Below are 24,670 nucleotides of genomic sequence, written 5' to 3'. Positions count from 1 at the left end.
TAATCCTTTTACAAAATCTCATGCAAAGTATTTGCTTTTTTCATCCACTCTTCAAGTTCTTCATATTTTTCGTTTTGTATTAACTTTTTAGCACTATTTAACTGTTCTTCAAATGACTCAATAGAAGATAAAAGGTTTTCTCTATTCTGTTTAAAAATATCTCCCCACATTCTAGGGCTTGATTTTGCAATTCTACTCATATCTTTAAATCCACCAGCCGCCAAAGCGATAATCTCTTTTGGATTTTGATGACTCATAACAGTATTTGCTAAAGAAAAAGAGATAATATGAGGTAAATGAGAGATATAACAAGCATTTATATCGTGTATATGGCTATCCATAACTACTATTCTCATACCTATTTCTTGAAAAATCTTAAAAGCTCTATTTACATGAATATTTGCATTGTCTTCTAAATCACAAAAAACAACAGTTTTTCCCTCATACAAATCATCAATAGCAGCTTTCGGTCCTGATTTTTCAGTTCCTGTCATAGGATGTGCTGCAATAAAGTTTTTTCTTATTTTTGGTGGAATACTTTTTACAATATACTCTTTAGTAGAACCCATATCTATAATAGTTGTATTTTCATCTATATCTAAAAAGTTTGGAAACATAGATATTATCGCATCAACAGGAATAGCTAAGATAATCACATCAGATACTTTTTTAAGAGTTTCTAAATCAACCAACTCATCAACTAAATTCAAATCCATAATATCTTTTTTATTTTTTTCACTATTTGTAAAACCATAAACTTTTGAAGCAATACCGTATCTTTTTACAGCTTTTGCTAAAGAACCTCCCATAAGTCCTAAACCGATAATTCCTATATTCAAAATCATACCTTTTATTAAAAATCGAGCGAAATTATACACTACTTTAGATTTATGTAAACTATATTTAGATATATTATTGTTTTATTTTTGAAAATAAGGATATTTGTGAAAAATCGAACAATTATTTTGTCTTTAGCTTGTGCTAGCGTGCTAAGTGCAAGTAGTATTAAATCAATTGAATATAAAAATGTAAGTAAAGTTTCTCCACAAGTTTTAAATGAAACACTGAATATGAAAACTGGGGATAATTTAGATGAGAATAAATTAAATGATGCAATAATTAAATTTTATAGCTATGGATATTTTGATGATATTCAAGCATTAAATGACGATGGAAATATCAAACTTATTTTCAAAGAAAAACCATCAATTGCAAATGTTGATATAAAAGGTTACAAAACTAGAAGTGAAGATGTAGATGCACTTAAAAAAGTTATAAAACTGAATAAAGGTTCTATGTATAGTGAGAAAAGAGTAAAAGAAGCAAAAGATACTCTTTTAAAAATGCTTGAAAGTGAAGGTTATATAAACTCTGTTGTAGAAGTGGAAACTGAAAACTTAAGTGATGAATCTTTAAAAGTAACTTTCAATGTAAACAAAGGTGATGAAATTATCATCAAAAAAGCAAATTATCATGGTGCTGACAATTTAGAACAAGATGATTTTGATAAAGTTACAGCAAATAAAGAAAAAGAGTTTGCTTCTTGGTGGTTTGGACAAAATGATGGTGAAGTGAAAATCGACCAACTAAAATATGATGCAAGAAGAATAAATGACTTATATTTTGAAAAAGGTTTTTTAGATGCAGAGGTTAAAGAGCCATTTTTAGATATTGATTTTGCTTCAAACCAAGCTAAATTAGACTTCTTCATAAAAGAAGGAGAAAAATATACTACAAAAGATATAACAATATTTTTAGACTCTTCTATTGTTGATCCAGATACTATATATGATGATTTAAAACTAAAAAAAGATAGAACTTTTAATATTAAAAGATTGAGAGATGATCAAGAATATATAAAAACTTTAGTAGCTGATAAAGGTTATGCTTTTGCAGAAGTTAGATTTGATTTAAAGAAAAATGAAGAAGAAAATCTTGTAGATGTTGTTTTCAATGTAATTCCAGGAAAACAAGTATATATAAATGATGTAAAAATAGCTGGAAATACAAGAACTTTAGATAGAGTTGTAAGAAGAGATGTATATTTAGCTCCTGGTGATTTGTACAATCTTACTGATATTAAAGATGCTACAAACAAACTTAAGCGTTCAAGATTTTTTGATGATGTACAGTTTGAAGAAAAAAGAATTAGTGAAGATAAGATGGATATCATCGTAAAAGTAACAGAAGCTCCAACTGGAAGCTTAATGCTTGGTGGAGGATATGGTTCTTATGATAAATTCATGGTAAATGGTTCTATCAGCGATGCAAATATATTTGGTTCTGGATTAGCTTTAGGATTAAGTGCTGATTTATCAAAAAGATCAAGTAGATTTGAGTTAAGTCTAAAAAATCCTGCAATCAATGATAGTGATTACAATGGAGAAGTTGAAATTCACTCAACTGATAATGAAATCAGAAGAAGTAAATATGATTCTGATATAAAAACAAAAGGGTTTTCTGTTGGTGTAGGAAAAGAAGTGATAAGAAATACTTACGTTGGAGCTAAATATAGTCTTGACTTTATAGATGAAAAATATGATTATGATCAAGCAACATTAGATGATATTAAAAAAAGAGAAAAGCTTCCATTTGAAAATCAAGATTATGTAAATAGTGCTATTACTCCATATATAAATTTTGACAATACAAATGATTTTTACTTTCCAACAGAAGGTTTCAGAGCGAATGTTTCGGCTGAATATGCTGGTGTTGGTGGAGATTCAAAATATATCAAACCAAGTGCAAGTTTAAGATATTTTTACTCTTTAGAAGATTTAACAGAACTTGATTGGGTTTTAAGATTTAAAACACAAGCTAGAATGTTAATAGATAATGGTCAAATAAATCAAGGAGATTCTCTATATTTAGGTGGTCCTAGAACTCTAAGAGGATACAAATCTTATGCCTTCCCAAATAATGAAACAGGAGAAAGAACAGATCCATATAAAAAAATGTGGTCAAATTCAGCTGAAATTAGCTTTCCTTTAGTTCCAAGTGCAAAAATGAGATGGGGAGCATTTTATGATTATGGTATGATTGGTCAAGATTCATTTAGTGATATAAAAAGATCAGGGACTGGTCTTTTATTAGAGTGGATATCTCCGATGGGTCCACTACAATTAATATTTGCTAAACCAATTGGTAAAAAACCAGGTGATGAAACATCATCATTTGAGTTCTCATTTGGAGCAAGTTTCTAATGGTAAAAAAATTAGAGATTGATATAAAAAGACGTATTAGCAATGAAGAAGCCTTATTTTTAATTAAAAATGCTTCTTTAATTGAGTTAGGTGAATTAGCTAGTCAAAAAAAAGCCCAATTTCATAAAGACAAAATCACAACATTTATAGTTGATAGAAACATAAACTATACTAATGTTTGTTGGGTTGATTGTAAATTTTGTGCATTTTATAGACATAAAAAAGATGATGATTCTTATGTTTTAAAATTTGATGAAATAGATAAAAAAATAGAAGAACTTTTAGAAATTGGTGGAACACAAATCTTATTTCAAGGTGGAGTTCATCCAAATTTAAAAATTGATTATTACGAAGAATTGGTAGAACATATACATACAAAATATCCTCAAATTACAATTCATGGATTTTCAGCAATAGAAATAGATTTTATAGCAAGAGTTTCAAGAATATCGAAACTTGAAGTATTAAAAAGACTTCAAGCAAAAGGGTTAAGCTCAATTCCAGGAGCTGGAGCTGAGATTTTATCTGATAGAGTAAGAGATATAATTGCTCCTAAAAAAATGGATACAGATGAATGGCTAGAAGTTCATAGACTTGCTCACTCTATTGGGATGAAAACAACTGCAACTATGATGTTTGGAACAGTTGAAACTGATGAAGAGATAATTGAACACTGGGAACACTTACGAAAATTACAAGATGAAACTGGTGGATTTAGAGCATTTGTTATGTGGAGTTTTCAAGGTGAAAACACTCAACTTCTTGAAGAACATCCAGAGATAAAACCACAATCATCAAATAGATACTTAAGATTGTTAGCCGTTTCAAGACTATATTTAGATAATTTTAAAAATTTTCAAAGTTCATGGGTTACTCAAGGTTCATATATTGGTCAAATGGCACTAAAGTTTGGTGCAAATGACTTGGGAAGTACAATGATGGAAGAAAATGTTGTAAAAGCAGCAGGTGCATCAAATAGAATGAATCAAGATGAGATGATAAGACTTATAAAAGATATCGGTGAAATTCCTGCAAAAAGAGATACTGCATATAATGTTTTAGAGAGATTTTAGAATTTTATGAAAACAATAAACTATATTTTATATATTTTTTTTATTTTACAAGGAAGTTTAATGAGTGCAACGATAAAAGAAATAAGTATTAAAGGTGTAAATATACCTATAATATTTGAAGAACAAAAAAATTTACCTATTTTAAATTTACAATTAGTTTTTAAAAATGCTGGATATGGACAAGACAAAAGTAATATAGGACTAGCAAATCTATCTTCAAAAATATTAAATGAAGGAACAAAAGAGTTAGGAGTTACAAAATTTTCTCAAACTTTAGATGAAAATGCTATTACAATAAATAGTTCAAATGGTTATGAAACTTTTGTAATAGAACTTTCAAGTTTAAAAGAGAAATCAAAAACTGCTGTTAAACTTTTAGAAGATTTACTTAAATCTCCAAATTTAACTCAAGATAGTTTAGAAAAAATAAAAACTTTACAAATTGGAAGTTTAAAAAGAAAAGAAAATGACTTTGATTATATAGCACAAAAAGAGCTAAACACCCTACTTTTTAAAGGAACAGCATTAGAAAATCCATCTAGTGGTAGTATTGAAAGCATTTCAAAAATCGACTTAAAAGATATTGAAACTTTTATAAAAAAATATCTTGTTCTAAATAACTTGATAATCGTTGCTGGTGGGGATTTTACAGTTTCTGAATTAGAAACTTTGATAAAACCTATTTTAAATATTTTAGAAGTAGGAGAAGTTTCACAATCTTCAAAAATTGAATTCATATCAAAAAAAGATGAAAAAATATTCAAAAAAGAGACAGAACAAGCTTATATATACTTTGGAAGCTCTTTTGATGTAGATTCAAAAGATGAAAATAATTATAAAGCAAAAGTTGCTTCATTTATTTTAGGTGGTTCTGGATTTGGTTCAAGACTTATGGAAGAGATAAGAGTTAAAAGAGGATTAGCATATAGTGCTTATGGAAATATATCTATAAATAAATCTTACTCTTATTTTAGTGGTTATTTACAAACAAAAAATGAGAGTTCAGATGAAGCAAAAGAGCTTGTAAAAAGTTTAGTTAAAGAGTTTGTAGAAAATGGTGTAACACAAGAAGAACTTGATGCAGCTAAAAACTTTTTAATGGGAAGTGAACCTTTAAGAACTGAAACTTTAGCACAAAGATTGAATAGAGCATTTATGTTGTTTTTTAGAGATTTAAGTCAAGATTATCCTAAAACTGAGTTAGAAAAAATTAAAGATTTAAAACTTGAAGATTTAAATGAATATATAAGATCTCATAAAGAGATAAATAATTTAACATTCTCAATAGTAAGGAGATAATTTTGTTAAGATTTGCCCCAAGTCCAACTGGTGATATGCACATAGGAAACCTAAGAGTTGCAGTTTTCAACTATATTGTAGCAAAACAACTAAATGAAGGTTTAATAATAAGAATAGAAGATACAGATAAAGAAAGAAATATTGAAGGTAAAGACAAAGAGATTTTAGAGATATTAAATCTTTTTTCTATTGAATATGAAAGCCTATTTTATCAAAGTGCCAACTTAAAGTATCACCAAAAAATGGCTCTTCAATTAATGACTGAAAAAAAAGCATTTGCCTGTTTTTGTAGTGATGAAAAACTTGAAGAGCTAAAAGAAGAGAGTATAAAAAAGGGAATACCTTTTAGATATGATAATTTTTGTGAGAATTTGAGTGATGAAACAGTTTTAAATACAAATGCTCCATTTACAGTAAGACTAAAAAAGCCAGAACAAAATATAAAATTTACTGATATTTTAAAAGGTGATTTTGATTATGCTCCTTTTGATATAGATAGTTTTATTATTTTAAGACAAGATAAAACTCCAACTTATAACTATGCTTGTTCTGTTGATGATATGCTTATGGATATAAGTATTGTTATACGTGGTGAAGACCATATTTCAAATACTCCAAAACAGATACATATAAGAAATAGTTTAGGATATACAAAAGAGATAAAATATGTTCATTTACCAATAATTTTAAATGCTCAAACTGGTAAAAAAATGAGTAAAAGAGATGATGCAAGTAGTGTAAAATGGCTTATTGAACAAGGTTTTTTACCAAGTGCAATAGCAAACTATTTAGTTTTAATGGGTAATAAAACTCCAACAGAGATTTTTACACTTGAAGAAGCAATAGATTGGTTTAAAATAGAAAATGTTTCAAAAAGTAGTGCAAAATTCGATATAGACAAATTAAGATTTATAAATAGAAAACACATAGAAATGCTTGATGATATGAGATTATCTAAGATTTTAGGATTTGCTGATGCTGATATTGGTAAATTAGCAAAACTATATTTAGAAGAAACAAGCACTACAAAAGAGATAAAATCAAAAATAGATGATATTTTTAGCCAAAAAAATAGTTTAGAAGGTTTTGAAGATGAATTTAAAATTATAAAAGAGTCTTTAAAAAATGCCACTTATTTTGAAACTTATGATGAACTAAAAAATTATGTAGTTGAAAAAACAGCACTTAAAGGGAAAAATCTATTTAAACCATTAAGATTTATTTTAACGGGAACTGAAAATGGACCAAATCTAGCTGATATTTATCCATTTATTAAAAACTATTTAGGAGAAATTGTAAGATGATAGATGCATTAATTAGTTCGTTTTTAACTATATTATTTAGTATTATTTTTCTGTATAAGTGGGTTGTTATAATCTCTGCTCTTTTATCTTGGGTTAGACCTGATCCTTATAATCCAATAGTTCAGATGCTACAAAGATTAACTGAACCTGTTTATGCAAAAATGAGGCAATTTATACCTACCGTTTTTGGCGGTATTGATTTAGCACCAATTATTTTGATTTTTGCTTTAATATTTTTAGAAACATTCCTTTCAAAAGTACTTTTATAAAGATATGTTACAAATATTTAAAGTAATACTTTTTTTCTCTTTGTCTTTAAATCTTTTTGCAAATGTTCCTAAAACTGACTTTATGCAAAAAGATTTTAAAGTGTCTCTTGATTGGTTAGAAAATAAGCCAAAATCTTCAGCAAAAGACTTTTTTATCCTCCAGTACATGGAAAATACTGAACTTTCTTATGAAGATGCAAAAAAAGCCTATGATATGAGAAATGGTAGAAACTCACTATTAGATAGAGCATTTAAACAAAAATTTAATGATAAACTAACTCCTGAAGATAGATTTTGTTACAACGCTACAATTGAACAGCTTAAAATTGCTGATTCAAAATGTATTGCATTGGGACTTGCATCATTGAAAAAAACTTCAGATTTATCAAAAAGTGATTTAAACTTTTTTATATCAAAACTTGACCCCTACCCTACACTAAAAAAAGATTTACAGATTTTAATAGCACAAAATCCTTTTGAAGAATTGAAAAAATCTGGAGTAGATAGATTTTTGAGAATTTTCTTTGATGTAAGTGATGATTTTAGAAATAAATATTTTAACAAATCATTAGAAAATCAGTTTCTAACAAATATAAGTTCTCATAAAGATTTTGAAAAATTTTTAAGAACAGTTATTTACAATAAAAACCTAAAAATTTTGCAAAAATCTTTTGATAATCTACAAACAAACAAAACTTTAACAGCTGAACTTCAATTTCTTCTAGGTATAAATGCTGTAAATCATACTAATTTAGTAGCTGCAAAAGAGTTTTTTACAACTTCAAATAATATAGCAAATTTACGAGAAGACAAAGATAAAGCACTCTTTTGGCTATATTTGGTAACAAAAGAGAATAGTTATTTAGATGAATTATCAAAAAGTTTAGATGCAAATTTATACTCTTTGTATGCAAAAGAGATGTTAGGTGTTAAAGTTGATAATATTATTCATAAAGTAGATTTAAAAAATGAAGATAGTTATTATGATATTTATGATGTTTTTTCTTGGATGGAAGTAAATCAAGATAGTAGAACAAATCTTGATGAAATAAAATTGGCAAAATATAAAAATTTATTCAGTAACAAATCAACTGAACCTCATTTAGCTTTTATTTTAGAAAGATTTAATAAATTTAGAGTTCAATACTTCATAACTCCTTATGAAGATTTAGTTAAAAAATATGGTATTTATAAAGAGGTTTTAATCTACTCTATTGCAAGACAAGAGAGTAGATTTATACCCTCTTCTATATCATTTTCAGGTGCTATGGGAGTTATGCAAATAATGCCTTTTTTATCAAAAGATATAGCAAAAAAATTAAATGAAGATTACAATATTTACGATCAATTTCTTCCAGAAAAAAACATAGAATATGCAAGTTTTCATCTTGATAGTTTAATCAAACAATTTGATAGTAATCCACTTTTTATAGCATATGCTTACAACGGTGGAGCTGGATATACTAGAACTCAACTAAAAAGAGGTTTATTTAAAGATAAAAATGAATTTGAACCATTCTTAAGTATGGAGATGATTTCTTATAAGGAAACAAGAGAATATGGGAAAAAAGTTTTAGCAAACTTTTATATATATAATAACTATTTAAATAGTGAAAATAAAATTTCACTATCTAGTATTTTTCAAAAATTAGTGTGGCATCATTAGACTTAGGTTTTAAAACTATATTTAGTTTTGAAACTAGCTCTTGGTTATTAAATTTTACTAAATAGTAAGTCCCCCAAAAATTTCTAAGCATCATATTTTTGTAATTTTCATCATCTTTTTCTAATTTTTCTATATATGTTGGAACTTTACCGTTTAATAAAATCTCGTAATTATTAGATTTTATATCTTGATTTTCTAAATTTGAAAAATATACATAGACCAAAAAGCTATCCTCTTTTTCATCTAATCTAGGATTTAATTTATTTAAATAAGTTGCCATAAATGTAATATCTACTTGGTTATTACTAATAATATCTGCTTTTTTTGTATATCTAGTAGCATTTGCTTCTATATCACCTTTATCAAAATATCTAAAAGCACTGTTTTTAGGTGTACAAGATATCATTAAAAATGAAATTGCAGATAAAAATAAAATTTTTTTCATAAAAGCCCCTTTGCAAAGGAAGGATTATACATAAACTAGACTTTAAAATATATTTTTATAAATAGAGTTTAACGTTTCTTTAGATAAAATCCACCTTATGAATAAAAAAAGATTAGTAGTAGCCTTTTCAGGTCCGTCAAATAGCGGTAAAACAACAGCTATTGTAAGAGTTGCAACTATTTTACAAGATAGTGGTTTTAAGGTGTGCATAATAAAGCACGACCCAAAAGATAAAGCAATGTTTGATAGAGAAGGAAAAGACTCCTTTAAATTCTCTCAAACTGGTGCTGATGTTGCCGTTGTAAGCCCAAATAAAACAACAGTTTTTAAAAAATCAACTTCATCAGTAGATGAAATGATAAATATTTTTGGTGATTTTGATTATTTACTTGTAGAAGGATTGAAAACTTTAGAATTACCAAGAATTTCTATTTTTAGGAATAAACTTGATGAGAGTTATTTTAGTGTAACAGATGCTCTAGCTATCGATGAAACTATAAATAAAAAAGATGTTCCAAAAAGTTTAGATATTTTAGATTTAAATGATCCACTTCAAATAATAGAGTGGATAGATAAAAATGCAAAAAGGGTATAGATGCAAGATATAATCAAAGCAATTGAAGAGAGTGCTAAAAAGATTAAATATTTAATAGAAACTGGAGATACAAGTAAAAGTGAATTTGAAAATTCAACAGGAGATACACAGTTAAAATTAGATATCCAAAGCGATAAAATAATAGAAGAAATTTTTGCAAAAATTCCAACTATAAAAGCAATAGTTAGCGAAGAACAAGACGAAATAAAAAGTATTAATGAAAATGGTAAATATCTAATAGCTTACGATCCTCTTGATGGTTCATCTTTAGTTGATGTAAATTTATCTGTTGGTTCAATTTTTGGTATTTATGAAAATGAGTTTAATGCTAAAAATATCGTAGCTTCTGTTTATGTAGTATTTGGACCAAGAGTTGAAATGGTAGTAACAACTTCTGAAGTTAAAATGTATAGATTATTAAATAACGAATTTAAATTTATACAAAATATAAAACTTAATGAAAAAGGTAAATTAAATGCTCCTGGTTCAACTCAAAATTGTTGGACATCTTTTCATAAACAATTAATTGATGATATTTTTAATGATGGATATAGATTAAGATATAGTGGTGGAATGGTTCCTGATTTACATCAAATTTTATTAAAAGGTGGTGGACTTTTTTCTTATCCAGCAACTAGTGATAGACCAAAAGGAAAATTGAGACAACTATTTGAAGTATTCCCTTTTGCATTGGCTTTTGAAAAAGCTGGTGGTCAAGCTATTGATGGAGAAAAAAGAGTTTTAGAAGTTCCTACAAATCATATTCATGATACAACTGCTTGTTTTTTTGGTTCAAATACTGAAATTAAAAGAGTTTTAGAAGTATATAGTAAAAATGTCTGAAGAAACAAAAATATTAGATGAATGGGAAAAAAAACTTGAGAAAATGATTGTTGAATTAAACAATTGCCAAAGTGAAAAAAACTTAAAAACTTGTACTCCTTGTAGTGCTTTTTTTGAATGTAGTTTAAGAAAAAAATATGTTATTGCCGTATATGAATCGATGAATAAAGGTTCTGGTGGTGGATTTGAATTTTAAAAAAGAGGTAAGAAATGCAAGAGAATTGTAAAAATGTATATATTACAACTCCAATATACTATGTAAATGATATAGCACATATAGGTCATGCTTATACAACAATAATAGCTGATATGATAGCTCGATATTCAAGATTAACTGGATTAAACACTTTTCTTTTAACAGGAACAGATGAGCATGGACAAAAAATAGCTCAAAGTGCAGAAGCTAGAGGAAAAACTCCAAAAGAGTATGCGGATGAAATATCTGGAAAATTTCGAGCTTTATGGGATGATTTTGATATAAGTTATGATAAATTTATAAGAACAACAGATGAAGAGCATAAAGTTGGAGTTCAAAAAGCTTTTGAAGAGATGTACAAAAAAGGTGATATTTATAAAGGTGAATATGAGGGATATTATTGTGTACCTTGTGAAACTTTTTTCCCAGAATCACAACTTGTTGATGAACAATTCTGTCCAGAATGTGGAAGAGCAACAGTTGTAGTAAAAGAAGAGAGCTATTTTTTCAAATTATCTGATTATGAAGATAAACTTTTAAAATGGTACGAAGAGAATGAAAACTGTATTTTACCAAGAGCTAAAAAAAATGAGATAGTAAACTTTGTAAAAAATGGATTAAAAGATTTATCAATTTCAAGAACATCATTTGATTGGGGAGTTAAACTACCAGTTTCTATGAATGAACCAAAACATGTTATGTACGTTTGGCTTGATGCACTTTTAAACTATACAACAGCACTTGGATATGGAAGTGATGAAAAAAATATGAATTTTTGGCCAGCTAATATTCATTTAGTTGGGAAAGATATTTTAAGATTTCATGCGATATATTGGCCAGCATTTTTAATGAGTTTAGGCTTACCTTTACCAAAACATATAGCTGCTCACGGTTGGTGGACTAGAGATGGCGAAAAAATGAGTAAATCAAAAGGTAATGTTGTAAATCCAAAAGAAGTAGCTGATGCCTATGGACTTGATGCATTTAGATACTTCCTTTTAAGAGAAGTTCCTTTTGGGCAAGATGGTGATTTTTCACAAAAAGCTTTAATGGATAGAATAAATTCTGATTTAGGAAATGATTTAGGAAATTTACTAAACAGAATTATGGGAATGAGTGGAAAATACTTTGATTATAAAGTTAGTTCACAAAATGTTGAGAAATTCCATAAAAAAGAACTTGATGAAGTAAATCATATAATTGATTCTTTAGAAAGCTATATTTTCAATATGCAAATAAATAGATATTTAGAAGAGATTTGGAAAATTTTAACTATAGCAAATAAAGCGATAAATGATTATGAACCATGGAATTTAATAAAAGATGGAAAAAATGATGAAGCTATGGCACTTGTATCACTTATTACAAATATAATGGCAAAAGTAGCCCTACTTTTAGATTCTGTTATGCCACATAAAATAAAAGATATTTCAAAGTGTTTAAATTTAGAAATTTCTACTTCAAATTATAATAAATTAATAAAAAATAAAGAATTATTAAGCGATACAATAATTACAAAAGTAGAACAATTATTCCCAAGAATTGAAGATATTTTACTAGAACAACCAGTTGTTAGTGATATATCAAAAAGTGAAGTGGAAACTAAAAAAGATATAAAGAATGAAGAAATTGTTGAAGATGACAATCTTATAACTATTGATAAATTCTTTGAAACTACTATAAAAATAGGAACTATCGTTGAAGCAGTAGAAGTTCCAAAATCTTCAAAACTTCTGAAATTACAAGTTGATTTAGGAGAAGGAAGAAATAGACAAATTTTAGCTGGAATAAAAGAATTTTATAAACCAGAAGATTTAATAGGAACTCAAGCTTGCGTAGTTGCTAACTTAAAACCTGCAAAACTTATGGGAATGATAAGTGAAGGTATGCTAATGGCAGCAAAAGATGAAAATGGTTTAAGTCTTATTCGTCCTGAAAAACCAAAAAAATCTGGAACAAAAATAAGCTAGTGAAAATCTCTTCTATTTTAGATATTGTTGATGGAAAGCTCTTAAACTCTCCATCAATATCTTTTATCTACTCAATAAAAACAAATTCTAAAAAAATCAAAGAGTCTGATTTATATATAGCTAAAGATGAAGAGGAATTACAAGAGGCTATACAAAATGGTGCTTTTGCTATTATATATGAAAAAGATTTTATGATAAGCGATAATGAAATAGCATGGATAAAAGTAGAAAATATACAACTAGCAATGATAAAACTTATTCGTTTTAAGTTATCAACATTAAATTTAGATAGTTTTTATTGTAGTAGTTCTTTATATGATATGCTTAAAATTTATCAAAATAACTTAAAAAAAGATATTTTTTTTATTCCATCTAAAATAGAAAAAATTTTCTCATATTTAGATGATATAAAAGATAGTGATATTTTAATATCTAAAAACAAAGAATTTTTAGACAAAATCTATCCAACAAATAAAGAATTAAAAGAAATTATTGACCAAAAAGATATTTCAAATTTGATAGAACACTCTTTATTTGAAACAAGTTTTTCATATAAAGAACACTTTTTCTCAAGAATAAAAATTTCAAGTTTATATATAAATGAGTTTATAAATGTTTTTAATTTCTTACAAAAAGAGATAGATCTATCTAAATTAAAAAATTTTTTAAATATGAAGGCCATATTTTTTAATAAAAATTTTGAAATAGTAGAGTTTGGAAAAAGTGATAGATTTGTAATCTGTCAAGATAATACTTTATTAGTTGAAAATGAAATAAAACATTTACAGTTAAAGTTTAAATATGCAAAATCCTTATTTCTTTCAAAAAATGGTATTAATTTTCTGAAAAAAAATGAACAAATAATAATAAATAATCTAAATGAACTAAAAACTACTATAAAAAATAAAGATTTTCACTGTATTTATTTAGTAGATTTTAGTTATAAAGAAGTTTTAGAGTATTTTATAAAATCACAAAATCATTCAACACTATTTTAATATACAAGACCAAAAGAACTTACAACTTTTCCTAAAATTGTCAATTCATCTTTATTTAAAATCTGAAGAGGATAGTCTTTATTATCTGAAATAATATCGAGTTTTCCATCTACTCTTTTTTGAATTCTTTTTACAAAAAGCCCATGAATCGTAGTAAAAGCATATATTCCATCCCTTGAAATATCATTTTTTGTTTTATCAATAAATATTATATTATCGCTATTTAAAGTTGGTTCCATAGAGTCACCTACTACATTTATAGCATCAATATTTTTTAAATTATCTTTTCCTCCAAGAGTATTCACAAAATAACTTGGTAATTCTAAAGATTCAAACTCATCTTCACTTTCATATGCTCCTCCACCAGCGCTAACACTAACACTAGGATAGTATTTAATCCAATATTTATCTGTACTATCTATCAAAGAATCTGGATTTTGATTAAATAAAAGCCAATTTATAGATATTTTTTTCTTTGCACAAAAATTTAAAATATTTGTATATGGGATTTTCCCTCTATTTTTCATAGTTGCAAAATTTGCTTGAGACAATTCCAAAGATTGTGCAACATCTTTATCAAAAACTTTTTTATTCTTCGCATCTGTACTTATTATAGTTTTTAACTTACTTATAATCTCTTCAACCATAAACATTTCATCCTCCAAAATTAAAAATCTTATAATTATATTACAAATTGATATATTTTTCAAGTTTAGTAAATAAATATTACAATTTTATATATTTAGAAATTTGAAAATTCATCTAATAAGTAACTTTCAATAAAGCTAATTTTTTATATTATTATCCTTGTAACAAAAATTAGATTTGGAGAAAATTGTGGGTATTGAAAAAAATGAAAAAAACAGTAACTCTTCCATTGATGCAAAAAAGATAGCAATTATAACAGCAGCTGTTAAACAACATCATCAAAAACTAAAAGTGGCAGCTATAATAGCAGCTATCAAACACCATAAAAAACTCAAAACTGCAGCAATAATTGCAGCATTACAACATCACAATAAAATAAATAGTTAATATATAAAATGTCTATTAACTATACAAGAATAAACTTTAGCAATTATTGCCTAAGTTTCAGAAAGTTTTATATTTTTTTAGATAAAATTCAACATTAAAAATTAGGATAGGAATTTACATTATGTCTAATATCAAAGACTCATTAGGTTTAGAAAACGTTGGTACAGTATTTAGAAATTCGGATATTGATTTTTTAATCGATTTTGCAGTTAAGAATGAAGGTGCTAAGATATCTTCAACAGGTGCGTTGATGATTGATACTGGGATTTTTACAGGAAGAAGTCCAAAAGATAAATTCTTTGTAAATCAAGATCCGTCAAATAAATATATTGCTTGGGGAGATATAAACCGAAAGGTTTCAAAAGAAGTTTATGAAGATTTATTAACTCTTTCAAAAAAACAGTTAAGTAATAAAGATATTTTTATAACAGATGTTTACTGTGGTTCTTCGCTTGATTCAAGAAGAGCGGTTAGATTTATAACTGAAGTTGCTTGGCAAGCTCATTTTATTCAAAATATGTTTATTTTGCCAACACAAGAAGAATTAAATAACTTTAAGCCAGAATTTACAGTTTACAATGCTTGTAAAACTGTTGATATGGCTTATGTAAGTCATGGTTTACATTCAGAAGTTTATGTAATTTTTAATGTTGAAAACAATACTTCTATTATTGGTGGAACTTGGTATGCAGGTGAAATGAAAAAAGGTGTATTCTCTATGATGAATTACTGGCTTCCACTTGAAGGAAAGCTTCCAATGCACTGTTCTGCTAATATTGGTAAAGATGGTGATACAGCACTATTTTTTGGACTTAGCGGTACTGGGAAAACTACACTTTCAACAGACCCAAATAGAGCTTTAATTGGTGATGATGAACATGGTTGGGATGACAATGGAGTTTTCAACTTTGAAGGTGGTTGTTATGCAAAAGTAATAAACCTTGATAAAGATAGTGAACCTGAAATTTTCAATGCTATTAGAAAAGGTGCTATATTAGAAAATGTAGTTGCTGATGAAAATGGATTGGTTGATTATAGTGATAAATCAAAAACTGAAAATACAAGGGTTTCTTATTCAATTGACCATATTGAAAATCATGCACCAACTATGAGAGGTGATCATCCAAAAAATATTATATTTTTATGTGCTGATGCATTTGGTGTTCTACCTCCAGTTGCAAAACTTGATAAACAACAAGCTATGTACTACTTTTTAAGTGGTTATACAGCAAAAGTTGCTGGAACAGAAAGAGGGATTACTGAGCCAATAGCTACTTTTTCTTCTTGTTTTGGAGAAGCATTCTTACCTTTAAATCCTACTGTTTATGCTGAACTTTTAGGTAAAAAAATAGATAAACACAATGTAAATGTATATTTAGTAAATACTGGATGGACTGGTGGTCCTTATGGTGTTGGAAAAAGAATGAGTATTAAAAATACAAGAGCTTGTATAAATGCTATTTTAGATGGTTCAATAAATGAATCAGAGTTCCAAAATATGACTATATTTAATTTACAAATTCCAAAAACATTAAAAGGGGTAGATACTCATGTACTAACTCCTAGATATACTTGGTCTGATCCACTAGAGTATGATAAAGCAAAAAAACAATTAGCAGAAATGTATATTGAAAACTTTAAAAAATATCTAACTTTAGAGAGTGAATATGACTTTACTGCAGCTGGTCCCCAGCTGTAAGTAAAAATAAGAAAGGAATAAAATTTATTTTATTCCTCTATTTGAATTTCTTCAATAATTTCTAATCCAAATCCTTGTAATCCTACAAACAAGTGTTTTCCCCCACTTGTCATTAATTTAACTTTTTTAATATTTAGTGAGTTTAATATCTGAGCACCTATTCCATAGTTTTTTTCTAGTTCTTTGTTTTTACCTTGACTATCTAAAAATACCAAAACACCATCTTTACTCTGTAAAAAGTTAATAGTTTTTAACATAGAACTTAATTTATCATCATTTAAAAAAATCTTTATATCTGGTCTAATTGTATGAAACTTCACGTGATTTATTTCATTTAATTCTCCAAATATAATTGCTGTATGAATATTTCCTATATGATCTTTAAACTCTTTTTTTATAACCTCTTGAGAGAAAAATTTAGTCTTTTCACTAGATATTTCCTCTACAAGTTTTTCATGAGATAATCTATATTCAACTAAATCAGATATATAAACTTGTTTTAGATTGTGTTTTTGGGCAAAAATATCTAAATCATCTCGTCTAGCCATTGTTCCATCATCTTTTAAGATTTCACAAATAACTGCTTCACCTTTTAATCCTGCCAATTTGCATAAATCAACACTTCCTTCTGTATGCCCTGTACGTACTAACACTCCACCATCTTTTGCAATAAGTGGAAATATATGCCCAGGTCTTACTAACTCACTAGCTTTTGAAATAGGATTTGCTAATATTTTGATAGTATCATCTCTTTCTATTGCACTTATTCCAGTAGCTGCAGTAGCTGCATCAACAGAAACTGTAAATGCTGTTTCATAAGATGAAGTATTTGATGTAACCATAGGATTTAATTCCAATCTATTTGCTGTATCAGTTGTAACAGATAAACAAACTAAACCTCTTGCATGTGTTACCATAAAGTTTACCATTTCTGGTGTACTCAATGCTGCAGAATAAACTAAATCTCCTTCATTTTCTCTATCTTCATCATCAAGCATAATTACCATATTACCTTTTTGAATCTCTTTTATAGCTTCCTGTACTCTTTGTATTGCATTCATATTTTACTCTTTTTTATATATTATAAATTTGTTGGATTATATCGAAAAAACTTTAAAATGGTAAAATATCTTCTTTCTCTTGCTCATTTTTTAATTTTTGTATTAAATTTATTTTTGCATCATCAAAACTATTTGAAGAAGCACCTTTTAATTCAATACTTTTTCCTAAAATTTGGCTATTTTTACTATTTATAATTTTTATATTTAAAATATTTTCAATAATATAGAAATCATAAGCCCTATTTTGTGAACTTTGTGAGTTTATATTAAGTTCATAGCTATTTTCATTTTTTAAACTAGCTTCAACAACTTTAAAACCTTTATTTACTAAACTATTTTTAAATAAATTATCAAATTTTCTTGAATTATTATCAGAATTTATAAAAAAATCTATCTGATTTTTTAAAATATTTTTTGTATTTTTAATTTCATCTATTGTTTTTATATATTTATCATTATCATCAATAAAAGATGATAAAATTTGAGATTTATTGTAATTTTTGTAAAAAATATCTAATAAATCTTTATACTTTAAATACTTACTTAAAGTATCCATCTTTTGATTTTTTAGTGATTCGGACTCTTTATACAAAAAATCTATCTCTTTTTTTAAATCATTTGCTACTTTAGATTTTTGAACACTTAGTAATACGATAATACTTTTATCAAAATAAGTTGATTTTTCTATTATATAATTTTGAAAGCTAAGCTTTTCTATCTGACTTTTTATATCTTGCACTACCGTTTTTTGTGTATATTCTCTAAAATCTCTATAAGATTTAGATGAAGTTGTAGTATTGGCACTAATAGTTACTAAAAGTCTTGAAGATAGATCTTCTAAAGCATTTTTAACAGCTTGATTATTATTTTGCCCTATTCCAACTCCATATAAAGATATATCATTATTTTTAGGTACATTTAAATACCAATCTGGATATTGTAAATCATCTTTTTTTATATCAACTTTACTTGTACAAGATGTAAATAATAATATTATGAAAACTAGATATATCTTTTTCATTCTTTTATATTTATCTGTTCTTGTAATTTATTATGATTTGATATTTGAGTGTTAATTCTATTTATAGATTCTATAATCGTACTATCTGGTTTATCTATTAACTTATCAGCTAAATTATATAGCTCTTTTGCATTTTCATATTCACCTTTACTCTCTTTTATAACACCTAAATTATAAGCTGCTAAATAGCACCTATCATTTGTAGAGTTTAAGAGTTGGCTAAAAAGTTCCTCTGCTCTATCCAAATGATTATGTTTTAAATAAGATAAAGCATTTTCCAAAATCAACTCTTGTTCTTTTGTATATTTTATTTGTGGGTCTTCAAAAACTTTTATATAATATTTTTCTACAGTTGGAGATATATTGGGCAAAAATTTTCTTACAATATTATCCGATAAAGATTCAAAAACTGCACTTTTAGATGGTAGTCCTCCACCATAATCAAGACAAGTTCTATAACTTGTATTTTCAAAATAGTTATTTGTATAAATAACATCACCTTTTTCTACATCAATCATTGAGATATTTGCTTTTAAAGAGTATCTAGCATTTGTACACTGAACTAAATATTCTTGTTGTCTTATACACTTTGCATCTAAACATCTATATCGTCTTTCATAATAGTAGTCTTTTTGCATATCTGCGTTATTTATTTTACCAGTTATCAAAGCTTGTGCACCTAAAAGCTCACCTATTTCAACACTATTCTTTTTATTTGCCAAACCAGAATATTGAAATTTTTGTTCATTTAAAATATCATCTCTATTTTTACTAATAACTGTAAAATATGGCTTATTATCGACTTCAACTTTATATAACGCTGATTCTATTTTTGATCCCATTGATATATTATCATTTTCAAATTTCAAAACTGCTATCTTTTTTGTTTTTGAAGCTCTATCAACAATAGCTGGTTTAGTAGCTGTTATTAAAACCTTTTGGCTACAACCACCTAAAATGAATATCGATAGAATAGATAATAAAAATATTTTCATAGCTCTTTTAATGCCTCTTTTGCATTCTTTTGTTGGATATTTGTATCTATCAAAGTTTTATCTTTTGAAGAACAAGCACTAAAAAATATTGATAAAATCATTAAAGATATATAAATTCTTTTCATAATATTTCCTAAATTAAATCTAATTCATCAAGTGCTTTTTGTACTTCATCATCAATCTTTTTGTCAATATTTGATTTTGTCATACCAACTAAAACATATAAGTAATTATCATTTGGATTTTCCCAAAAACTCAATTGATTTGACTCTTTTAAAGTAAGTTTAGAAGTTTGTTTTGAAACCATTGTTGTAACTTTTTGCACAGATTCATTCTCTTTTAAACCAGCCGTGTTCATATAAGTTTCTACTTTTGCCTTAACTTCCACTTCTATTTGCTGAACTAAACTTGCTCTTGCATTTGCTAAGGCTTCTTTTCTTGTAAAATCATAACCCAGTTTTGACATAGGAGCAGACCCTACTGCTAAAAATTTGCTTTCATCACTATATGTTCCACAAGCCCAAGTTGGAGCTTTTGCACCTGCTATTACACAATTTGGTACTTCAATAACTTGCTCATCCTTTGAAGAACAAGCTGTAAAAACTAATGTCGAACAAGCCAAAAAAGTTATAAATAATCCTTTTTTTGTTCTCATATTATTTCCTTAATTTTAAATTGCATATTTCTATATAAAAATTATATATAAATTGTGAATTTATATTTATAATACTAATTATACTTTTTTATATATGAGTTTAGTTTAGAAAAATCAATTTTATTATCAAATTCTATTGATAAATCCATTAAATATATATTTTCTAAATTAAAATCTTTTAATTTTACAAAATCTTTTTTTGTTGTAACTATTGAAAAATCTTTATATTGTTCCAAAATTTTATCTATATCATTTTTTGTAAAAATATAATGATCTGGATATGCTAACATCTGTAAACCGTTTGGTAAAAACTCTAAAAGTCTTTTTGGTTTTGAAATTGCTGTTATAAGTATAGTTTTTTCAGGAAGTTCCACTATATTATCATCTTTTTTTATTACAACAACTCTTTTAAAATCTTTCTCTTCTTGAAGTACTATATTAGAATATTTATAGAAACTTTTTGGTTCTCTATATCCACCACTTGGGATACAAAAACTATTTGTTGGTTCAATTTTTGGCTTTAAAAGAATATCAAACTTAGAAATATTATATTTTGAAAAACCATCATCTAAAAATATAATTTTTGCACCCAATTCTTTTGCTGTTAAAATAGCTTTTATTCTATCTTCACTTACAATTACAGAACCATTTTTTAAACTTTGTGCTAAAAGCATAGCTTCATCACCACTTGTTTTTACATCTGTTAATATTTTTCCATTTAAAGAAACTATTTGCAAACCTTTTGATTCTCGCCCATAACCCCTTAAAATCACAAAGGCTTTTTCATAGTTTGAAGCTAATTTTATAGTAATTGGTGTTTTACCACTTCCACCAATTATCAAATTCCCAATAGAAATTATTGGGATATTAAAATCTGTTTTTTTAGCAAGTAATCTTTTTGTAAAGATAATAAATAAGTAGATAATTGAAAATGGTAAAAGTAAAAAAGATATAACTTTTTGAATATTATTTGGAAAAAAAAGATAATCTTCAATCCATAAATTAATCTTTCTCTTCATAAAATATCAAATCCAGTCAGAAGCAACTTCAATAACCTGATCACAAATATAATTTACATCTTCATCGCTAAGCCCAGCATAAATTGGCAATGATAAAATTTGTTGATAGTTATGTAAAGCATTTGGAAATGCTGTTATTTTAATAGAATATTTATTTTTATAATATGATAAAAGGTGAAGTGGAATATAGTTTAGTGCTGTTGAAACTCCACGTTCTTTCAATGCTCTTGCAAAAGCATCACGATTTCTTGATATTTTTATAATATATTGTGTATAAATATGCCCCTCTTTAAATGGCAAAAGAGTGATATGTTTTACATTTGTTAGTCTTTCTTCATATATTTTTGCTATTTCTTGTCTTCTTTTTATAAAAGCATCTGTTTTTTTAAGCTGTGCTATTGCATAAGCAGCATCAAGCTCCGATAAATCAAACTTATGTCCTATATCATCAACATCATAAAGATAATCTAAGTTTCCATAACTATCATAAGTAGTTGTGATAGCATGTGTTCTTAAAAGTTTTGCTTTTTTTGCTAAATCTTCATTGTTTGTAACTAAAACTCCTGAACGACTTATCGCATATTTAGAAGGAGATGGATTAGTAGAAAATATCGTCATATCAGCACTTAAATTCCCTACTTTATTACCTTTATAAGTTGAACCCAAAGCCGCTCTGCAATCTTCTATTATCAAAATATCATGTCTTTTTGCTATTTCATAAATTTTGTCCAAATCAGGAGCTAATCCTCCTATAAAAGTTATGATAGCTGCTCGTAATTTTTTTGATTTATTTGCTATTAAAACCTCTTCAAATTTTGTTATATCAATATTCATATCACTCAAATCTATATCTACAAAAATAGGTTCTGCATCAAAATGTCTTACTGTTTCAGGTAAATTTACAAAAGAGTTTACAGACATTAGAATCTTATCTCCTCGTTTAAGTTTCATAGAACTCAATGCAAGATGTAAAGCAGCAGAAGATGTAGCTGTTGCAACAGCATATTTTGCTCCTATATAATCAGCAATTCTCTCTTCAAACTCTAGTACTTTTGATAAATCATCTTTTGCTTCAAGAACTGATCTTATCTGATTTAACTCTTCATCATCTAAAGTTGCTTTATATATTGCAATTTTTCTACTCATTTTTTACCTTTTTTATATTTTAGCTATTGTTGGAAGTCGCCTTTTAAACTCATTTATTTTTACTCTTTTAGATATTTTTTCAATAAATAACTCTTCAAAACCTAAGCGTAATAACTCATCTTTACTTTTATTTTCATCTATCATAACTTTCAATAAACTATCTATTTTAAGATAACTAAAGCCCAAATCATCTTCATCACTTTGACCTTCCCACAAATCGGCACTAGGTTTTTTATCTATAATATTTTGTGTAACACCTAAAAATTTAGCAAATTCAAATAAATCACTTTTATATATGTTTCCAATAGGATTTATAGCACAAGCTGTATCACCAAATATTGTTCCATATCCAAGTAAAATTTCACTTTTATTTGAAGTTCCTACAACTAAAGATTTTTCTCTTGCACTAATATCATATAGAATTGTCATTCTAAGTCTTGCACAAAAATTTCCTATTCGTAAATTATCATTTTGCATATTTTGTAAATAAGCGTTTAAAATAGGCTCAAGTTCTACAATCTCATATCTTATATCAAATTTTTCACAAAGTTCCAAAGCATCATCAACTGAAGCTTTTGATGAAAATTGAGATGGTATTAAAACACAATTTAAATTATCATCAAATGCCTCTTTACACAAAACAGCAACAATAGCTGAATCAAGTCCACCTGAAAGACCTAAAGTAACACTATTTAAACCAGTTTTGCTAACTTCCTCTTGTAAAAAATTTATTAAATTTTGCTTAACTTTTTTCCAATCTATCATTTTTAAACCTTAATTTAAGATTATATCTTATCTTTTTTTGTTTTATTATAAATTTCATCTAAATAATCTGAATTTGTCTTATCAAACTCTTTTTTTCTATTTTCTAAAGTATTTTTTATATCTTCTAACTCTTCTATATTAAAATAGTTTAGATAATTTGGATTTATAAAGATATCTTCTTCTTTATTGGTTTTTATAAGTTCTTTTATCTCTTTTATTATATCTTCTTTTAGTTTTTCCACTTCTACTCTTTTACAAATTTATTTAAAATATCTTCTATATATAGTTGCATCTTTTGCTCTCCTATATCATCTTTTGCACTTCTACAACATCCACAAGAGCTTCCTGCATCAGTGATATTTTCTATATCTTCCAAATTTTTTGCACCTTTTTCTTTTATTGCATAAATTATTTCACCTAAGCTTACTTGCTTACATTCACAAACAATAAAAGAGTGTGGAAAATTTCTAGCCATTAAACACCTCTAGCTTTTTTGATAATCTCATAAGCTTCATTTATCTCTTGAAGTTTTTTTGTAGCTTCATCTATAATATTTCGACTTTCTCCTCGTCCTTCTAAAATATCTGGATGGTGTTTTTTTACTAGATTTCTATAATTTTTCTTTAAAGTTTGTTCATCATCATTTGAATTTGATTCTAAAATTTCATAAGCTTTTTCAAGTGTTAGTGCTTTTTCATTTGCTCTTGATTTATAAAAATTTTCAAAACTTGTAATAAGATTAAAATAATCTTTTTGCTCTATTTTAAGTGCTTGAGCGATATCTTCTGTTATTTCTTGCTCTTGTTGTGAAAAATCTCCATCAATAAATGCAAGATTTAACAAATACTCCATATACTTTAATCTTTTAGAGTAGTCATTTCTTGTCAAAGAGTACAATCTATCACAAATGATAATTAGATTTGAAAAGTTTTCTTTCTCTTTTTCATATAAATTTTTTAATTGTTCTCTAACTTCAACAAAATTATGAAAATGGCTTGAAATATCTGTAAAAGTATGTTTTAATATCTCAGCCTCAAGTTCACCTACTTTTCCATCTGCTTTTGCAACTTTTGACATCAAAGCTACTAAAAGACCTGCTTCGTGATTTAACATATCACCTTGGAAAATCTCTTTTTGCTTTAAATTGATATTTTTAAACTCTTCTGTTTTATAATTTTTACCTATAAAAAATAAAACTGCTATAATAACTGCTAAAACAAATATTTCAATCATCTAATTACCTTATAAATTTTGCCTGATTCTATCAAACTTTAGATAAAAAATTGTAAATCATAAAAAATAATAAAGAAAGATAATATATCTTTTAAGTATGAGTTCCAAAGTAAAAAGGAAAGTATATTTTTTATCGAAATTTTAATCTCAAAATTAAATAAATACTTTGAAACCCACACC

27 protein-coding genes are annotated in these 24,670 nt (G+C 26.7%); 13 read left to right on the top strand and 14 right to left on the bottom strand.

What is annotated here, in order from left to right; all coding sequences use genetic code 11:
* Positions 1-8: 8 nt before the first annotated feature.
* Positions 9-845 carry a prephenate dehydrogenase gene (locus ACNSOS_RS00995; RefSeq protein WP_418185593.1) on the bottom strand — a complete coding sequence of 279 codons (837 nt, stop codon included), beginning with the start codon at positions 843-845 and terminating at the stop codon, positions 9-11.
* 99 nt (positions 846-944) lie between these two features.
* On the opposite strand from ACNSOS_RS00995, the gene bamA reads away from it, so the two are divergent.
* The 6 genes from bamA to ACNSOS_RS00965 are packed head-to-tail and all read left to right on the top strand — an operon-like array spanning position 945 to position 8,814.
* Positions 945-3,203, top strand: coding sequence for an outer membrane protein assembly factor BamA (gene bamA / locus ACNSOS_RS00990; protein ID WP_418185592.1), 2,259 nt, complete (start codon positions 945-947; stop codon positions 3,201-3,203).
* Positions 3,203-4,276: a dehypoxanthine futalosine cyclase gene (locus ACNSOS_RS00985; protein ID WP_418185591.1), complete on the top strand. Its 1,074-nt coding sequence runs from the start codon at positions 3,203-3,205 to the stop codon at positions 4,274-4,276. The genes bamA and ACNSOS_RS00985 overlap by 1 nt, the downstream gene beginning before the upstream one ends.
* Positions 4,277-4,336: 60 nt before the next feature.
* Positions 4,337-5,575 (top strand): M16 family metallopeptidase, encoded by a 1,239-nt coding sequence (locus tag ACNSOS_RS00980; protein WP_418185590.1) that lies wholly within the window; start codon positions 4,337-4,339, stop codon positions 5,573-5,575.
* Positions 5,576-5,577: 2 nt separating this feature from the next.
* Positions 5,578-6,879 carry a glutamate--tRNA ligase gene (gltX, locus tag ACNSOS_RS00975; RefSeq protein ID WP_418185589.1) on the top strand — a complete coding sequence of 434 codons (1,302 nt, stop codon included), beginning with the start codon at positions 5,578-5,580 and terminating at the stop codon, positions 6,877-6,879.
* Positions 6,876-7,148, top strand: coding sequence for a YggT family protein (locus ACNSOS_RS00970; protein ID WP_113892630.1), 273 nt, complete (start codon positions 6,876-6,878; stop codon positions 7,146-7,148). The genes gltX and ACNSOS_RS00970 overlap by 4 nt, the downstream gene beginning before the upstream one ends.
* Before the next feature lie 4 nt (positions 7,149-7,152).
* Entirely contained in the window at positions 7,153-8,814 is a 1,662-nt protein-coding gene (locus ACNSOS_RS00965) for a lytic transglycosylase domain-containing protein (RefSeq protein WP_418185588.1), read from the top strand.
* Here ACNSOS_RS00965 and ACNSOS_RS00960 read toward each other — a convergent pair.
* Positions 8,780-9,259, bottom strand: a complete 480-nt coding sequence (locus ACNSOS_RS00960; protein ID WP_418185587.1) for a hypothetical protein — start codon at positions 9,257-9,259, stop codon at positions 8,780-8,782. The two genes, ACNSOS_RS00965 and ACNSOS_RS00960, sit on opposite strands and share 35 nt — an antisense overlap.
* A 97-nt stretch (positions 9,260-9,356) precedes the next feature.
* On the opposite strand from ACNSOS_RS00960, the gene mobB reads away from it, so the two are divergent.
* The 5 genes from mobB to ACNSOS_RS00935 are packed head-to-tail and all read left to right on the top strand — an operon-like array spanning position 9,357 to position 13,861.
* Positions 9,357-9,854: a molybdopterin-guanine dinucleotide biosynthesis protein B gene (gene mobB / locus ACNSOS_RS00955; protein WP_418185586.1), complete on the top strand. Its 498-nt coding sequence runs from the start codon at positions 9,357-9,359 to the stop codon at positions 9,852-9,854.
* Positions 9,855-10,697 carry a class 1 fructose-bisphosphatase gene (locus ACNSOS_RS00950; protein WP_418185585.1) on the top strand — a complete coding sequence of 281 codons (843 nt, stop codon included), beginning with the start codon at positions 9,855-9,857 and terminating at the stop codon, positions 10,695-10,697.
* On the top strand, positions 10,690-10,893 hold the full coding sequence (locus ACNSOS_RS00945; RefSeq protein ID WP_418185584.1) for a hypothetical protein: 204 nt from the start codon (positions 10,690-10,692) through the stop codon (positions 10,891-10,893). Before ACNSOS_RS00950 ends, ACNSOS_RS00945 begins: the two co-directional genes overlap by 8 nt.
* A gap of 14 nt (positions 10,894-10,907) precedes the next feature.
* Complete coding sequence (metG, locus tag ACNSOS_RS00940) at positions 10,908-12,863, top strand: methionine--tRNA ligase (RefSeq protein WP_113909038.1); 1,956 nt, start codon at positions 10,908-10,910, stop codon at positions 12,861-12,863.
* Positions 12,863-13,861: a peptidoglycan synthetase gene (locus tag ACNSOS_RS00935; protein ID WP_418185583.1), complete on the top strand. Its 999-nt coding sequence runs from the start codon at positions 12,863-12,865 to the stop codon at positions 13,859-13,861. Before metG ends, ACNSOS_RS00935 begins: the two co-directional genes overlap by 1 nt.
* Here the strand turns inward: ACNSOS_RS00935 and ACNSOS_RS00930 are convergent.
* The gene (locus ACNSOS_RS00930) at positions 13,858-14,514 is read right to left on the bottom strand and encodes a S24 family peptidase (RefSeq protein WP_113892646.1); all 657 of its coding nucleotides are present in this window, start codon (positions 14,512-14,514) and stop codon (positions 13,858-13,860) included. The genes ACNSOS_RS00935 and ACNSOS_RS00930 overlap by 4 nt on opposite strands.
* Before the next feature lie 172 nt (positions 14,515-14,686).
* Between ACNSOS_RS00930 and ACNSOS_RS00925 the strand changes: the two genes are divergently transcribed.
* The gene (locus ACNSOS_RS00925; protein WP_146951586.1) at positions 14,687-14,896 is read left to right on the top strand and encodes a hypothetical protein; all 210 of its coding nucleotides are present in this window, start codon (positions 14,687-14,689) and stop codon (positions 14,894-14,896) included.
* A gap of 121 nt (positions 14,897-15,017) precedes the next feature.
* A complete protein-coding gene (gene pckA / locus ACNSOS_RS00920) occupies positions 15,018-16,595 on the top strand; it encodes a phosphoenolpyruvate carboxykinase (ATP) (protein WP_418185582.1) in 1,578 nt (525 codons plus the stop codon).
* Positions 16,596-16,624: 29 nt separating this feature from the next.
* Here the strand turns inward: pckA and ACNSOS_RS00915 are convergent, their stop codons facing one another.
* The 11 genes from ACNSOS_RS00915 to ACNSOS_RS00865 form a co-directional block, all read right to left on the bottom strand.
* Positions 16,625-17,656, bottom strand: coding sequence for a bifunctional 3,4-dihydroxy-2-butanone 4-phosphate synthase/GTP cyclohydrolase II (locus tag ACNSOS_RS00915; protein WP_418185581.1), 1,032 nt, complete (start codon positions 17,654-17,656; stop codon positions 16,625-16,627).
* A gap of 52 nt (positions 17,657-17,708) precedes the next feature.
* Complete coding sequence (locus tag ACNSOS_RS00910; protein ID WP_418185580.1) at positions 17,709-18,677, bottom strand: LPP20 family lipoprotein; 969 nt, start codon at positions 18,675-18,677, stop codon at positions 17,709-17,711.
* The gene (locus ACNSOS_RS00905) at positions 18,674-19,672 is read right to left on the bottom strand and encodes a hypothetical protein (RefSeq protein WP_418185579.1); all 999 of its coding nucleotides are present in this window, start codon (positions 19,670-19,672) and stop codon (positions 18,674-18,676) included. The genes ACNSOS_RS00910 and ACNSOS_RS00905 overlap by 4 nt, the downstream gene beginning before the upstream one ends.
* Positions 19,669-19,797 carry a hypothetical protein gene (locus tag ACNSOS_RS00900; protein ID WP_257118598.1) on the bottom strand — a complete coding sequence of 43 codons (129 nt, stop codon included), beginning with the start codon at positions 19,795-19,797 and terminating at the stop codon, positions 19,669-19,671. Before ACNSOS_RS00900 ends, ACNSOS_RS00905 begins: the two co-directional genes overlap by 4 nt.
* A gap of 8 nt (positions 19,798-19,805) precedes the next feature.
* Entirely contained in the window at positions 19,806-20,327 is a 522-nt protein-coding gene (locus tag ACNSOS_RS00895; RefSeq protein WP_418185578.1) for an LPP20 family lipoprotein, read from the bottom strand.
* 74 nt (positions 20,328-20,401) lie between these two features.
* Complete coding sequence (locus ACNSOS_RS00890) at positions 20,402-21,346, bottom strand: tetraacyldisaccharide 4'-kinase (RefSeq protein ID WP_418185577.1); 945 nt, start codon at positions 21,344-21,346, stop codon at positions 20,402-20,404.
* A gap of 6 nt (positions 21,347-21,352) precedes the next feature.
* Positions 21,353-22,492 (bottom strand): DegT/DnrJ/EryC1/StrS family aminotransferase, encoded by a 1,140-nt coding sequence (locus ACNSOS_RS00885; protein WP_418185576.1) that lies wholly within the window; start codon positions 22,490-22,492, stop codon positions 21,353-21,355.
* A gap of 12 nt (positions 22,493-22,504) precedes the next feature.
* Positions 22,505-23,257 (bottom strand): NAD+ synthase, encoded by a 753-nt coding sequence (locus tag ACNSOS_RS00880; protein WP_418185575.1) that lies wholly within the window; start codon positions 23,255-23,257, stop codon positions 22,505-22,507.
* A gap of 20 nt (positions 23,258-23,277) precedes the next feature.
* A complete protein-coding gene (locus tag ACNSOS_RS00875) occupies positions 23,278-23,499 on the bottom strand; it encodes a hypothetical protein (RefSeq protein ID WP_113892666.1) in 222 nt (73 codons plus the stop codon).
* A 2-nt stretch (positions 23,500-23,501) separates the two neighbouring features.
* Positions 23,502-23,732, bottom strand: a complete 231-nt coding sequence (locus ACNSOS_RS00870) for a (2Fe-2S)-binding protein (protein WP_113892668.1) — start codon at positions 23,730-23,732, stop codon at positions 23,502-23,504.
* Positions 23,732-24,490, bottom strand: coding sequence for a TerB family tellurite resistance protein (locus ACNSOS_RS00865; protein ID WP_418185574.1), 759 nt, complete (start codon positions 24,488-24,490; stop codon positions 23,732-23,734). The genes ACNSOS_RS00870 and ACNSOS_RS00865 overlap by 1 nt, the downstream gene beginning before the upstream one ends.
* Between the last annotated feature and the right edge of the window lie 180 nt (positions 24,491-24,670).

Origin of the sequence: Aliarcobacter vitoriensis (genome assembly GCF_048320235.1) — a bacterium.
Classification (GTDB): domain Bacteria; phylum Campylobacterota; class Campylobacteria; order Campylobacterales; family Arcobacteraceae; genus Aliarcobacter; species Aliarcobacter vitoriensis.
Note: the sequence above shows the minus strand (reverse complement) of the source record. Positions and strands in the feature narration are given on the sequence as shown.

Coding starts and splice junctions, on each gene's coding strand:
- ACNSOS_RS00995 (WP_418185593.1), bottom strand. CDS start 845: ATGATTTTGAATATAGGAATTATCGGTTTAGGACTTATGGGAGGTTCT.
- ACNSOS_RS00870 (WP_113892668.1), bottom strand. CDS start 23,732: ATGGCTAGAAATTTTCCACACTCTTTTATTGTTTGTGAATGTAAGCAA.
- mobB (WP_418185586.1), top strand. CDS start 9,357: ATGAATAAAAAAAGATTAGTAGTAGCCTTTTCAGGTCCGTCAAATAGC.
- metG (WP_113909038.1), top strand. CDS start 10,908: ATGCAAGAGAATTGTAAAAATGTATATATTACAACTCCAATATACTAT.
- ACNSOS_RS00945 (WP_418185584.1), top strand. CDS start 10,690: ATGTCTGAAGAAACAAAAATATTAGATGAATGGGAAAAAAAACTTGAG.
- ACNSOS_RS00865 (WP_418185574.1), bottom strand. CDS start 24,490: ATGATTGAAATATTTGTTTTAGCAGTTATTATAGCAGTTTTATTTTTT.
- ACNSOS_RS00965 (WP_418185588.1), top strand. CDS start 7,153: ATGTTACAAATATTTAAAGTAATACTTTTTTTCTCTTTGTCTTTAAAT.
- ACNSOS_RS00950 (WP_418185585.1), top strand. CDS start 9,855: ATGCAAGATATAATCAAAGCAATTGAAGAGAGTGCTAAAAAGATTAAA.
- ACNSOS_RS00980 (WP_418185590.1), top strand. CDS start 4,337: ATGAGTGCAACGATAAAAGAAATAAGTATTAAAGGTGTAAATATACCT.
- ACNSOS_RS00970 (WP_113892630.1), top strand. CDS start 6,876: ATGATAGATGCATTAATTAGTTCGTTTTTAACTATATTATTTAGTATT.
- ACNSOS_RS00895 (WP_418185578.1), bottom strand. CDS start 20,327: ATGAGAACAAAAAAAGGATTATTTATAACTTTTTTGGCTTGTTCGACA.
- ACNSOS_RS00985 (WP_418185591.1), top strand. CDS start 3,203: ATGGTAAAAAAATTAGAGATTGATATAAAAAGACGTATTAGCAATGAA.
- ACNSOS_RS00930 (WP_113892646.1), bottom strand. CDS start 14,514: ATGTTTATGGTTGAAGAGATTATAAGTAAGTTAAAAACTATAATAAGT.
- ACNSOS_RS00880 (WP_418185575.1), bottom strand. CDS start 23,257: ATGATAGATTGGAAAAAAGTTAAGCAAAATTTAATAAATTTTTTACAA.
- ACNSOS_RS00915 (WP_418185581.1), bottom strand. CDS start 17,656: ATGAATGCAATACAAAGAGTACAGGAAGCTATAAAAGAGATTCAAAAA.
- ACNSOS_RS00890 (WP_418185577.1), bottom strand. CDS start 21,346: ATGAAGAGAAAGATTAATTTATGGATTGAAGATTATCTTTTTTTTCCA.
- ACNSOS_RS00910 (WP_418185580.1), bottom strand. CDS start 18,677: ATGAAAAAGATATATCTAGTTTTCATAATATTATTATTTACATCTTGT.
- ACNSOS_RS00960 (WP_418185587.1), bottom strand. CDS start 9,259: ATGAAAAAAATTTTATTTTTATCTGCAATTTCATTTTTAATGATATCT.
- ACNSOS_RS00885 (WP_418185576.1), bottom strand. CDS start 22,492: ATGAGTAGAAAAATTGCAATATATAAAGCAACTTTAGATGATGAAGAG.
- ACNSOS_RS00900 (WP_257118598.1), bottom strand. CDS start 19,797: ATGAAAAGAATTTATATATCTTTAATGATTTTATCAATATTTTTTAGT.
- pckA (WP_418185582.1), top strand. CDS start 15,018: ATGTCTAATATCAAAGACTCATTAGGTTTAGAAAACGTTGGTACAGTA.
- ACNSOS_RS00905 (WP_418185579.1), bottom strand. CDS start 19,672: ATGAAAATATTTTTATTATCTATTCTATCGATATTCATTTTAGGTGGT.